The following is a 12,416-nucleotide window of genomic DNA, read 5'->3' as shown; positions in this document are numbered from 1 at the left end:
CCTCCTTTAACTAGCCATTTCTTTTATTTTATCTGTTAGTTTAACTGAAACCATTTTTGTAACTCCTTCTTCCTCCATAGTTACACCATAAAGTGTATCTACAGATTCCATAGTACCCTTCCTATGGGTAATTACTATAAACTGTGTCTGTTTTGAGAATTCTTTTAAATAATCGGCAAACCTGTAAACATTAGCTTCATCTAATGCTGCTTCAATCTCATCTAATACACAGAAAGGAGTTGGTTTAGTTTTTAATATTGCAAAAAGCAATGCAATAGCTGTTAAAGCCCTTTCTCCACCAGATAAAAGAGATAAAGTTTGAAGTTTTTTTCCTGGAGGTTGAGCAGTAATCTCAATCCCACTTTTTAGAATATCATCTTCATTTTCAAGGTAAATCTCGGCCTTTCCTCCACCAAATAGCTTTTTGAATACATCATTAAAATATTTTTTTATTATTTTAAATTTAGCAATAAATTCTTCTTTCATTTTCTTCTCCATATCTTTTATTACTTTTTTAAGGGATTCTTCAGCTTCGATTAAATCATCTCTTTGACCTTTAATAAACTCATACCTCTCCTTAACTTGTTTAAATTCTTCTATTGCATCAATATTTACATTTCCTAATTCTTTTATTTTTTTCTTTAAATTCCTTATTTCATTCTGAACTTTTGTTACATTTTCAATATTCTTTTTATATTTTAGTGCCATTTGATATGATAATTCATATTCATCCCATAATTTATTAATATAATTTTCCATTTTCATATTATATTTAGCATATTTCACATCTAATGTATTTAAACTTTTTTGTAAATCGCTTATCTTTAAATTCATATCCTTAAGATTTTCCTGAAAGGAATAAAAACTTTGCATTAAATTATTTTTATCACTTTTTAACTCCTTTAGTTTTATATCAAACTCTATTAATGTTTCTTTAAGATGACTTTTCTCCTTTTTCAATGAATCAATTTTATCTTTCAATCTATCAATTGTATCTTGTGATTTTTTATATTCTTCTTCTTTAGATTTTATCTCACCTAAAATTCTATTTTTGTCTTGATTCATTTTATTTAATGAATCATCAACTGCTTTAATTTCTTGATTGTATGATGCTATTTTTACTTTTAAATCTGTAATTTCCTTCTGAAGTCCTTCTCTTTTTTTCTTTTCATTCTCAAAATATTTTATCATATTATCTATATTTCCTTGAGTTGAAGCATTCTTTTCTTTTAGTTTTTCCAATTTTTCCTTTTGGCTATATTCATCTCTGTTTAAGCTATCCTTCTCTTCTAAAAGTTGTTCTTTTTCTTTTAAATTCTTTGATATAGAATGTTCAATATTTTTCATTTCCTGTTGAGTCTGGTTTAGGGTATTTTCTAACCTCACTAACTTCATTTCCATGTCGTTAATTTTTGTATTACTACTTTCTAATTTAGAATCTAATTTTGATAACTCTTTCTTATACTCTTCAAGTTTTGTATTATAATTATTATACTTATCTTTCAATTTTCTTATATCATTTTCTAATTCTTCTATTTGTCTTTTTCTACCCAATAGACTTGAATTATTTTGTGTCTTATAACTTCCTCCTGTTATTGAACCACCTGGATTAATTACATCTCCATCTAATGAAACTATTTTTAAGGTATAATTAATCTTTTTAGCTATATTTATTCCATCATCAATATTTTCTACTATTAAAACCCTTCCTAGAAGATATTTAAATATATTTATATATTTGTTTTCAAATTCAATTATATCAGAAGCTATTCCAATTAATCCTTTACTATCTAGAATTTTTTTCTCTCTACTATTAAGTCCTCTTCCTCTAATTGAAGTCATAGGTAGGAAAGTAACCCTTCCAAGCTTTCTCTTTTTAATATATTGAATAATATTTTTTGCATCTTCCTCTGTTTCAGTAACTATATTTTGTATTGAAGAACCTAAAGCTACCTCAATTGCCTTTTCATATTTTTTATTAACTTTAATAAGTTCAGCTACTACTCCTTTTACTCCCTTTCCTAAGTCTCTATTTCTTTCACATGCCTTAAGGACATTTTTTACACTTTTATAAAAACCTTCATAGTCATCTTTCATTTCTTTTAAGAAGTTATATCTTGAAACTTTTCCTTGTATTTCACCCTTTAGGTTGTTTAATTTGTCTAGATTCTCATTAAAGTTAACTTCTTTTTCTTTTTTTATTTTTTCTAAATTATCTTTCTCCCTTTTTAATCTATTTAAATTATCTTTAAGATCTTTTGTTTTTTCATAATTTGTCTTAATTTCACTTTCTTTATTAATTTTGCTTTTGTTAAGCTCATCTATTTCAATCTCTATTTGTTTTATTCTTTTGTCTATATTTTGTTTAAATGAATTTATACTATTAATTTTACTTTTTATATTAGCAATATCATTTAATGACTGTATAATATCACTTTTTTGTTCTTCTATATTCTTTTCTTTGTTTATAATATCAGCATTTATTATCTGTAGTTTTTCAGATTTTGTTTCAAGTTTATTATTTAAATTATTAACATTTGTCTCTATACTTTTTCTATGTTCTTCTAATTTTTCTTTTTCTTTATTTATTTTTTCTATTCTTTCTTGTAGGTTTTCTTTTTCCTTCTCTAACCTCTGTAAGTCCTTTCTTAATAAGATTATTTTTTCATTATTTAGATTTAATTCCCCTTCAATTTTTTCTTGTTTATTTTCAGTACTGTGCTTAAATTGTTGAATTTCCTCTAAGCTTGATTCTAGTTTTTCAATTTCGTTTTTAGATTTATTGTATTTTTTTTCTATCTCTTTTTTTCTATCTTCATTATATTTTAATTGTTCATTTATTAATTCTTTTTGGTTTTCAATATGAGAAATTTGCTCTTTAAGTCTTTCTATTTCCCTTGCAAAAAGATTAACCTCTATATCCTTTAGTTTTTCCTTTAAAGTTAAATATTCCTGAGCTTTTTTAGATTGCTTTTCTAATGGTGTTAGTTGATTTTCTAACTCACCAATTATATCTTCTATTCTAACTAAATTTTCTTTAGTCTTGTCCAATTTTTTCTCTGCCTCTATTTTTCTAGTTTTATATTTAACTATACCTGCAGCTTCTTCAAAAATACTTCTTCTATCTTCTGATTTACTACTTAAAATTTCATCTATTCTTCCTTGTCCAATTATAGAATAACCTTCTTTACCAACACCTGTATCCATAAATAGCTCTCTAATATCTTTTAATCTACATGATGTTTTATTAATATAATATTCACTTTCACCAGACCTAAACAATCTTCTAGTTATACTTACTTCAGAATAGTCTATTGGCAATTTACCATCCTTATTATCAAAAACTAAAGTTACTTCAGCAAAGCCTAAGGGCCTTCTTTTAGAAGTACCAGAAAAAATTACATCTTCCATCTTACTTCCTCTTAAAGATTTAGCACTCTGTTCACCTAATACCCATCTTATTGCATCAGATATATTACTTTTTCCACTTCCATTTGGTCCCACAACACCAGTTATACCGCCTTGAAATTCGATTGCTACTTTGTCTGCAAATGATTTAAAGCCTTGTATTTCTAGTCTTTTTAAATACAATGTCATACACCTCTTCTTTTTATCTAATTTAGGCAAATTAAAAGGTTTCCATTTATATTGGAAACCTTATTTTATATATTCTCTCTAATTTATTATTTTCCTTTCTTTTAAGTATTTTTCTATATAGTACATTTTATCTATTTTTAGTTTTAAATTATCATATTCAACATAAAAATATCCACTAGGTATATTTTCTCTTAAGACTTTTACCTTTTTAAAACCAAATTTTGATTTTAAGTATTTAATATTACTTGATTTTTGACCAACTATATTAGCTATTTCCTTATTATTTGCCCTAAATATTATTATATCATTTTTGAACTGTCTGTTTTTTATAAAATTATCCAATATAATTTTATAAAAATTTGATTCAACTAGTTGTCTAATAGAAGGGTGAAAAGGGCCTGTTATTACATCTTTATCTAAAGCAATATTTTCACTAGGTTGTAATCCAATTCTAATTACCATAATATTATTATAGTTAAACAACATTAAAAGCTCAGTACATATACTTACTGCCTCTTCTAGAGATAAGGGAGTATATGTTCCATTTAAATACATTCTTTCTAAATATGTGTCCTTTACTACAAGTGTAGGATATATTCTTACAAAGTCTGGTTTTAATTCAATAATCTTTTTACCTGTATTAAGGGATTTTTCCCTTGTATCACCAGGTAATCCTATCATCATTTGTAATCCTAATTTAAAGCTATATTCTTTTATTAATTTAACTGCATTTATTACATCTTCAGGAGTATGTCCCCTAAAGCTTCTTTCTAAAACAGTTTCATCTAAAGATTGAACTCCTAATTCTATAATATCAACACCAAGTTTTTTTAATAATTCTAGTCTCTCTATATCTATATAATCTGGTCTAGTAGACAACCTGATTCTATGAATTAACCCTTTTTCTTTATATTTAAAAACAGTTTCTAAAAGCTCTTTTTGTGTCTTTAACTCTATACCTGTAAAACTCCCACCATAAAATGCTACCTCTATATTATTAACACCCTCTGGTATTGTTTTTAAATATTCTGTTACTATTTTATCTACTTCATCACTAGTTACATCAGTTGTTAAACCTGTTATCTTTTTCTGATTGCAAAATACGCAATCATGGGGACAACCTCTATGGGGAACAAAAATAGGAATGATTCTATATCTATTACTCATCTAAAACACCCATTCTAAATAATGCGGCTTTAGCTGCACATTGTTCCGCTTCCTTTTTACTTTTTCCCTTTCCTTCACCTAAAACATTATTACCAACTCTTACTTCAACATAGAAGGTTTTTCTATGGTCTGGCCCTTCTTCATCTATAACATTGTATTTTATCTTATCATTACTATCCTTTTGTACTTCTTCTTGTAGCTGAGTCTTGTAATCTAAGAAAAGTTTTCCTTTAACAGCTTCTTCAATGAGTTTGGATAAATTTGATAGAACAAAATTTTTAGCATTTTTGAAACCACCATCTAAATAAATAGAGCCTATAAGTGCTTCAAAAGCATCTGCAAGTATAGAAACCCTTTCTCTGCCTCCAGTAGCTTCTTCACCTTTTCCCAAAGACAAATATTTCCCAAGCTCTATTTTTTTAGCTACATTAGCTAGAGAAGGTTCGCAAACAACAAGTGCTCTTAACTTACTAAGCTCTCCTTCGGGATAATTAGGATACTTTTCAAAAATGTAGTTGCTAACAACTAACCCTAAAACAGAGTCCCCTAAGAACTCAAGTCTTTCATTATTTTTAATATTTTTATCTTTATTCTCATTAGCATAAGAACTATGAGTTAATGCCCTATCAATTAAATTCAAATCTTTAAAGTTATATTTTATTTTATTTTGTAAATCTATTAATTGCTTTTTTCTTTCGGTACTTAACTTACCCATTAGCTACCTCCAACAAAATAAAACTTTAAATCAGTATATAGTTTACTATATATTATATAATTAATGCAAATCTTTATTATAAATATATTTACTCTTTAAATTTTTTCATAACTATTGTTGCATTATGGCCACCAAATCCAAGTGAATTTGACATTGCATACTCAACAGTATGTTCAATCCCTTTATTAGGTACATAATCTAAGTCACAATCTTCATCTTTTGTCTCGTAGTTAATTGTTGGAGGAATAAAATCTTCATATAATGAAAGGGCTATTACACTTCCCTCTAAGCCTCCTGCAGCTCCAAGAAGATGTCCTGTCATAGACTTTGTAGAACTAACCTTTAATTTATACGCATGCTCCTTAAATACATTCTTAATTGCTATCGTTTCAAATTTATCATTATATGGAGTAGATGTACCATGTGCATTTATATAATCTACATCAGTTGGATTTATATTAGCATCTTCTAAAGCTAACTTCATTGCTCTAGCTGCACCTTCTCCATCCTCTACAGGTGCTGTAATGTGATATGCATCTGAAGTCATTCCATATCCAACAACTTCTGCATATATTCTTGCTCCTCTATTTAAAGCATGTTCCAATTCTTCAAGTATTAAAATTGCTGAACCTTCCCCCATAACAAATCCATCTCTATTTTTATCAAAAGGTCTGCTTGCTCCTTTAGGATTTTCATTATTAGTAGATAATGCCTTCATTGATGAGAAACCTGCTAATGCTAAAGGTGTTATTGATGCCTCAGCTCCACCAGTAATCATTATATCTGCATCTCCTCTTTGTATTATTTTAAAGGCATCTCCAATAGCATTAGTCGATGATGCACATGCAGTTACAACCGTTTCATTAGGCCCTTTAGCTCCAAGAATAATAGATATTTGACCTGCAGCTAAGTTACTTATCATCATAGGTATAAAAAATGGACTTACCCTTTTTGGCCCTTTCTTTAACAATCTTTTGTGTTGTTTTTCAAGTGTCTCTATTCCACCTACTCCTGAACCAAGAACTACCCCAAACTTTTCTTGGTTTATTTCATCAGCTTTTAGATCAGCGTCTTCTACTGCCATTTTACTAGCTGCAACAGCATATTGAGTAAATCTATCCATCCTCTTAGCTTCTTTTTTATCTATATAATCACGAGGGTCAAACTCTTTTACTTCTGCAGCTATTTTAGTAGTAAATTCTTCTGTATCAAATCTAGTTATATAATCAACACCACTTTTGCCTTCTTTTAAAGCTGTCCAAAAATTTTCTTTTCCAATTCCTACAGGGCTTACTATTCCTATACCAGTTACAACGACTCTTTTTTTCATTTTTAAACCCTCCTAAAACTTGTTAAATAAATATATTTATTTAGAAGGTCCCGAATTTTTTCGGGACCTAGTGTTTTCTTAATTATGCATGCTTTTCGATGTACTCCACAGCATCCTTAACTGTTTCAATCTTTTCTGCATCTTCATCAGGAATTTCAATGTCAAATTCATCTTCAATAGCCATTATAAGTTCAACAACATCTAATGAATCTGCATCTAAATCATCCTGGAATGAAGATTCCATTTCAATCTCATCTTCATCAATTTCTAATTGCTCAGCTATTATTTCTTTTAGTTTTTCAAATGCCACTATGTACACCTCCTTTCAAAATTACTAAAAAAATTTATATTAACAAATTACATTAACATTCCACCATCTACAACTAATACTTGCCCTGTTATATATTTTGACATATCACTTGCTAAGAATAATACTGCATTTGCAATATCTTCAGTCTCTCCAAATCTATTTAATGGTATCTTTTTAATATATTCATCTTTAACTTTATCTGGTAGCTTATCTGTCATATCAGTTTGAATAAATCCTGGAGCTATTGCATTTACTCTTACATTCTTTTTAGCAACTTCCTTAGCTACTGATTTTGTAAATCCTACAAGTCCAGCCTTTGATGCTGCATAATTACATTGTCCAGCATTTCCTGATAAGCCAACTACTGAAGCTATATTTATTATGCTACCAGATTTTTGCCTTAACATTTTTCTTATTATGGATTTAGTAACATTAAAAGCTCCTTTTAGGTTTACACTTATTACATCATCCCATTCATCCTCTGACATTCTCATTAAAAGATTATCCCTTGTAATACCTGCATTATTTACAAGTATATCTATTTTTCCAAATTTTTCAATAGCTTTATTTATTAATTCCTGTGCTTGATCTAACTTAGAAACATCGGCCTGTATCGCTATACCCTTTCTACCTAAATCTTCAACTTCTTTAATAACTTCCTTTGCTTTTTTATCATTTCTTGAATAATTTATTACAATGTTTGCTCCCGCAGAAGCAAGTTTTAAAGCAATTGCTTTTCCGATTCCTCTAGAACCTCCAGTTACTAAAGCAACTTTTCCCTCTAGATTCATAGTTTATCCACCCCTTAAGTTAATTTTTGCTTCAGCTTTCCTAAAGTCTTTAAATTTTCAACATTAAGTGCTGTAACTTTTTTCTTTAATTTCCTTGAAATCTTTTTAGTAAATCCAGTTAATGCTTTACCAGGTCCTATTTCTATAAATGTATCTACACCATCTTCTATCATAAGTCTTATACTATCTTCCCATAAAACAGATTTTGAAACTTGTTGCATTAATAAACTTCTAATATCATCATCTCCAGATATATAGTTAGCAGTTACGTTTGAAATAACTTTCTTTGTTGGTTTATTAATGCTTACCTTCTTTAATTCTTCCATTAGTTTATCACCAGCTGGTTTTAGCATACTACTATGGAATGGAGCACTTACTGGTAACTTTATAGCCCTTTTTGCTCCTTTTTCTTTAGCTAATTCACAAGCCTTTTCTACAGCTGGTACTTCACCTGATATTACAATTTGTCCTGGACAATTGTAGTTAGCACCTTCAACTACTCCAGTTTCTTTAGCACTATCTATTATTCCATCAACAACTTCTCTATCTAATCCTATTATTGCTGCCATAGTACCCTTCCCTAATGGTACAGCTTCCTGCATATATTTACCTCTTTTTTTAACCAAGTTTACTGCTTCTTCAAATTTTAGTACATCACTATATACTAATGCTGAGTATTCTCCTAAACTTAAACCGGCTGTAACGTCTGCGTTAATTCCCATTTCTTTTACTGCCTGCAAAATAGCAATTGAAGTTGTTAATATTGCAGGCTGTGTGTTTTCCGTTTTTACCAGTTCTTCCTCCGGTCCTTCAAAGCATAACTTCTTTATATCAAAGTTTAAACTTTCATTTGCCCTTTCAAAAATTTGATTAGCACTTTCATATTCATTAGCTATTTCTTGACCCATTCCAACGTATTGTGAGCCCTGTCCAGAAAATAAAAATGCTATCTTACCCATTTTATCACTCCTATAAGGTTTTTAAACTTCCAATTACTTCTTTCGCTTCACTTATAATATCTTTAATAACATCTTCACAAGTCTTTATTTCCTTTATAAGACCACTTATCTGTCCTGCCATTACTGAACCATTATCAGCATCACCATTAATAACAGCATTCCTTAAAGCACCAACACCTAGCTTTTCGATTTCTTCCTTATTAGCACCTTCTTTTTCTAGCTTTATAAACTTTTTAGCAAGTTTATTTTTAATTATTCTTACTGGGTGTCCTGTACTCCTTCCTGTTGCTATAGCATCTCTATCCTTTGCCTTAATTATTTTCTCTTTATAATTGTCATGGGCTATACATTCTTCTGTGCAAACAAACCTAGTTCCTATCTGAACACCCTTAGCCCCTAGTGCTAATGCTGCTACAACACCTCTGCCATCAGCTATACCTCCTGCAGCAATTACAGGTATATTTACTGCATCTACTATTTGAGGAATTAAAGCCATTGTTGTTAATTCTCCTATATGCCCTCCGGCTTCTGTTCCTTCTGCTATTATAGCATCTGCTCCTACCTTTTCCATTCTCTTTGCTAATGCTACTGATGGTACAACAGGAATTACTTTAGTACCAATACTTTTAAATCTATCTATGTATTTTCCTGGATTTCCTGCTCCAGTTGTAATTACAGGAACTTTTTCTTCATAAAGCAAATCCATTATTTCATCAACATAAGGTGATAATAACATTACATTTGCTCCAAATGGTTTATCAGTTAATTTTTTAACTTTATCAATTTCCTCTTTTATAACTTCCGCAGGAGCATTACCACAGCCAATAATTCCTAGTCCCCCTGCATTTGAAACAGCAGCCGCTAGTTCAGCTGTTGCAACCCAAGCCATACCTCCTTGGATTATTGGATATTCTATATTTAATAGCTTACATATTTCTGTATTGAACATTTTTTTACCCCCTAACTACTTGTGCCATTTTATTACACATGATCCCCAAGTTAATCCAGCACCAAAACCAACTAAAACTATATTGTCACCATCTTTTATTTTATTCTTTCTATTTGCCTCATCTAGAGCAACAGGAATTGAAGCAGCAGACATATTACCATACTTATCTAGATTTACATATACTCTATCTTCATCTAATTTAAGTCTTTTTCTAGCTGCTTCTATTATTCTAATATTAGCTTGATGAGGAATTAAAAAGTCTATATCTTCAATATCTAATCCACTTTTTTGTATAACCTTTACTGAAGCCTTTTTCATAGTTCTAACAGCAAATTTAAATACTTCATTTCCTTCCATATTAATATAATGTAGCTCATTATCAATAGATTCTTTAGTTGCAGGCATCTTTGAACCACCAGCAGGCTGAGTTAAATATTCTTTTCCACTACCATCTGCTCCAAGGTCAATAGCTAATATACCCTTTTCATTTGGAACTCTACTAATTACAGCAGCACCTGCACCGTCACCAAAAAGAACACAAGTGCTTCTATCCTTCCAGTTTATAATTCTAGATAGAGTCTCAGCTCCTATTAAAAGTACATTATTACTTAATCCTGCCTTAACTTGACTATAAGCTAAAGATAGTCCATATAAGAAACCTGAACATCCCGCTTCTAAGTCAAATGCAGCGGCATTTTTACAATCCAAATTATCCTGAACAATACATGCAGTTGATGGAAAAGCCATATCTGGCGTTACAGTTGCTACCATAATTAGATCAATGTCTTCAGCGTTTATACCTGCATTTTCTATAGCTCTTTTAGCTGCTTCTGTAGCCATATAAGAAGTAGCTTTATCTTCCTCAAGAATCCTTCTTTCTCTTATACCTGTTCTAGTTCTTATCCATTCATCACTTGTATCTACAATTTTCTCTAAATCAAAATTTGTAAGTATCTTATCCGGAACAAAACTTCCAGTACCTATTATTCCTACTCCCATGTTATTAAGTTCCATTTTTACCCCCTACTCTTCAATATTTTCTTTAATTTTTTCTAATACTTTATTTTCAACAAAAATTTTAGCCTGTCTAATTGCATTCTTAATTGCCTTAGCATCTGAACTACCATGTGCTTTTATAACTGCTCCATTTACACCTAATAAAGGTGCTCCTCCATATTCTGTATAGTCAAGTTTATTTTTAAAGTTCTTTAGTCCTGGTTTTAACATTAAAGCACCTAATTTTGTAAATGGAGTTTTCGTAAATTCTTCTTTTAACATTGAAAATATTGTTAAAGCTAGGCCTTCTGTCAGTTTTAATATTATATTACCAACAAATCCGTCACAAACTAGTACATCAACTAAACCTTCAGGAATATCTCTAGCCTCTAAATTACCATAAAAGTTAATATTAGATTGAGACAAAATTTCGTATGTATCCCTTGTTAATTCGTTTCCTTTCCCTTCTTCTGTTCCGATATTTACAAGGCCTACTTTAGGATTTTTAATATTTAACACTTTTTCAGCATAAATTGAACCCATAATTGCAAATTGTTCTAAAAATTTTGGCTTACAATCAGCATTAGCCCCTGCATCTAGAAGTACTGAAATACCTCTCTTAGTCGGATAAACAGGTGCTAAGGCTGCCCTTTCTATTCCTTTTAATCTACCAACTACAAATAAGCCTCCTGTAAGTAATGCTCCTGTATTCCCTGCAGAAATGAAAGCATCAGCTTTTTTGTCTTTTACCATTTTCAAACCAACAACCATAGAAGAATCTTTTTTCCTTCTTATTGCTTTTACTGGTTTGTCTTCATTGGCTATAACTTCTTCTGCATTTATTATTTCAATATTATTTCCTTTATATCCGTTTCTTTCTAATTCCTTTTTAATTTCATTTTCTTTACCTACTAAAATTAAATCTATGTCATACTCAGATGCAGCTTGGATGCTCCCCTTTACCGTAGCTCTAGGGGCATTATCGCCTCCCATAGCATCAACTACTATCTTCATTTTTACCCTCCTATGTAAAACTAATCATCTATAGAAACTAATATAAACTTACCTCTAAAAACCTGTTCTTGACCTACATATGTAAAAACATGAACAAAGTGCTTATTATTCCTTCGTCTTACAACTTCTGCTTTAGCAATAAGCTTTTGGCCTGCCTTCACAGGATTTTTATACTTTATATTTGAAACACCTGTTAATGCTGCATCAGCATCTATAACAGCCATAGCTAAAGATTCTGCTTGTGCAAAAATATGGTGTCCTTTTATAACATTTGTTTTCTTAAAAGCCATACTTTTATCTGTTTCTAATATTGATATTCCATTTTCTCCTAAATTTAAATCTACCAGTTCTCCTACTATTTCTGCTCCACCTATTGACCTAACCTTTGAATAGTTTTGTTCAGCTACTTTTTTTATTCGCTGTCTTAATTCTGGAATTCCTAATTCTAGTCTGTCTAACCTGATTGTTTGAATACTAACATTAAACATCTGCATTAACTCTTCATCTGTCAAAAACGGGTCTTTTTCCAGCTCTAATTTAAGTCTTTTTTGCCTTTCTTTTTTAGGCAATCTCTTTACACCCATTATT

At 30.1% G+C, this 12,416-nt stretch carries 11 protein-coding genes; all 11 read right to left on the bottom strand.

The genetic code is table 11. The features are described 5' to 3' along the window. Window positions 1-6 precede the first annotated feature (6 nt). Window positions 7-3,591: a chromosome segregation protein SMC gene (gene smc, locus BET03_RS00815; RefSeq protein ID WP_183108659.1), complete on the bottom strand. Its 3,585-nt coding sequence runs from the start codon at window positions 3,589-3,591 to the stop codon at window positions 7-9. Window positions 3,592-3,675: 84 nt separating this feature from the next. Continuing rightward, window positions 3,676-4,764 carry an elongator complex protein 3 gene (locus tag BET03_RS00810; RefSeq protein ID WP_120166263.1) on the bottom strand — a complete coding sequence of 363 codons (1,089 nt, stop codon included), beginning with the start codon at window positions 4,762-4,764 and terminating at the stop codon, window positions 3,676-3,678. Further along, entirely contained in the window at window positions 4,757-5,479 is a 723-nt protein-coding gene (rnc, locus tag BET03_RS00805; RefSeq protein WP_120166261.1) for a ribonuclease III, read from the bottom strand. The genes BET03_RS00810 and rnc overlap by 8 nt, the downstream gene beginning before the upstream one ends. A gap of 88 nt (window positions 5,480-5,567) precedes the next feature. Beyond that, a complete protein-coding gene (fabF, locus tag BET03_RS00800; RefSeq protein WP_120166259.1) occupies window positions 5,568-6,809 on the bottom strand; it encodes a beta-ketoacyl-ACP synthase II in 1,242 nt (413 codons plus the stop codon). Between the two features lie 82 nt (window positions 6,810-6,891). Then, the gene (gene acpP, locus BET03_RS00795; protein ID WP_479725443.1) at window positions 6,892-7,128 is read right to left on the bottom strand and encodes an acyl carrier protein; all 237 of its coding nucleotides are present in this window, start codon (window positions 7,126-7,128) and stop codon (window positions 6,892-6,894) included. 38 nt (window positions 7,129-7,166) lie between these two features. Further along, the gene (gene fabG / locus BET03_RS00790; protein ID WP_120166255.1) at window positions 7,167-7,910 is read right to left on the bottom strand and encodes a 3-oxoacyl-[acyl-carrier-protein] reductase; all 744 of its coding nucleotides are present in this window, start codon (window positions 7,908-7,910) and stop codon (window positions 7,167-7,169) included. 14 nt (window positions 7,911-7,924) lie between these two features. Then, the gene (gene fabD / locus BET03_RS00785) at window positions 7,925-8,869 is read right to left on the bottom strand and encodes an ACP S-malonyltransferase (RefSeq protein WP_120166253.1); all 945 of its coding nucleotides are present in this window, start codon (window positions 8,867-8,869) and stop codon (window positions 7,925-7,927) included. A gap of 10 nt (window positions 8,870-8,879) precedes the next feature. Beyond that, the gene (gene fabK, locus BET03_RS00780; protein WP_120166251.1) at window positions 8,880-9,818 is read right to left on the bottom strand and encodes an enoyl-[acyl-carrier-protein] reductase FabK; all 939 of its coding nucleotides are present in this window, start codon (window positions 9,816-9,818) and stop codon (window positions 8,880-8,882) included. 15 nt (window positions 9,819-9,833) lie between these two features. Next, on the bottom strand, window positions 9,834-10,832 hold the full coding sequence (locus tag BET03_RS00775) for a beta-ketoacyl-ACP synthase III (protein WP_279230297.1): 999 nt from the start codon (window positions 10,830-10,832) through the stop codon (window positions 9,834-9,836). A 9-nt stretch (window positions 10,833-10,841) separates the two neighbouring features. Continuing rightward, window positions 10,842-11,828 (bottom strand): phosphate acyltransferase PlsX, encoded by a 987-nt coding sequence (plsX, locus tag BET03_RS00770; protein ID WP_120166249.1) that lies wholly within the window; start codon window positions 11,826-11,828, stop codon window positions 10,842-10,844. Between the two features lie 20 nt (window positions 11,829-11,848). After that, window positions 11,849-12,412, bottom strand: coding sequence for a transcription factor FapR (gene fapR / locus BET03_RS00765; protein ID WP_120166247.1), 564 nt, complete (start codon window positions 12,410-12,412; stop codon window positions 11,849-11,851). Window positions 12,413-12,416 lie beyond the last annotated feature (4 nt).

Origin of the sequence: Thermohalobacter berrensis, assembly GCF_003609645.1 — a bacterium.
Taxonomy (GTDB): domain Bacteria; phylum Bacillota; class Clostridia; order Tissierellales; family Thermohalobacteraceae; genus Thermohalobacter; species Thermohalobacter berrensis.
This window is presented reverse-complemented; position numbering and strand designations above follow the sequence as displayed.

Excerpts from the sequence above, each read along its gene's own strand:
- fapR (WP_120166247.1), bottom strand. The coding sequence starts at position 12,412 with ATGGGTGTAAAGAGATTGCCTAAAAAAGAAAGGCAAAAAAGACTTAAA.
- plsX (WP_120166249.1), bottom strand. The coding sequence starts at position 11,828 with ATGAAGATAGTAGTTGATGCTATGGGAGGCGATAATGCCCCTAGAGCT.
- fabF (WP_120166259.1), bottom strand. The coding sequence starts at position 6,809 with ATGAAAAAAAGAGTCGTTGTAACTGGTATAGGAATAGTAAGCCCTGTA.
- fabK (WP_120166251.1), bottom strand. The coding sequence starts at position 9,818 with ATGTTCAATACAGAAATATGTAAGCTATTAAATATAGAATATCCAATA.
- BET03_RS00775 (WP_279230297.1), bottom strand. The coding sequence starts at position 10,832 with ATGGAACTTAATAACATGGGAGTAGGAATAATAGGTACTGGAAGTTTT.
- fabG (WP_120166255.1), bottom strand. The coding sequence starts at position 7,910 with ATGAATCTAGAGGGAAAAGTTGCTTTAGTAACTGGAGGTTCTAGAGGA.
- rnc (WP_120166261.1), bottom strand. The coding sequence starts at position 5,479 with ATGGGTAAGTTAAGTACCGAAAGAAAAAAGCAATTAATAGATTTACAA.
- BET03_RS00810 (WP_120166263.1), bottom strand. The coding sequence starts at position 4,764 with ATGAGTAATAGATATAGAATCATTCCTATTTTTGTTCCCCATAGAGGT.
- fabD (WP_120166253.1), bottom strand. The coding sequence starts at position 8,869 with ATGGGTAAGATAGCATTTTTATTTTCTGGACAGGGCTCACAATACGTT.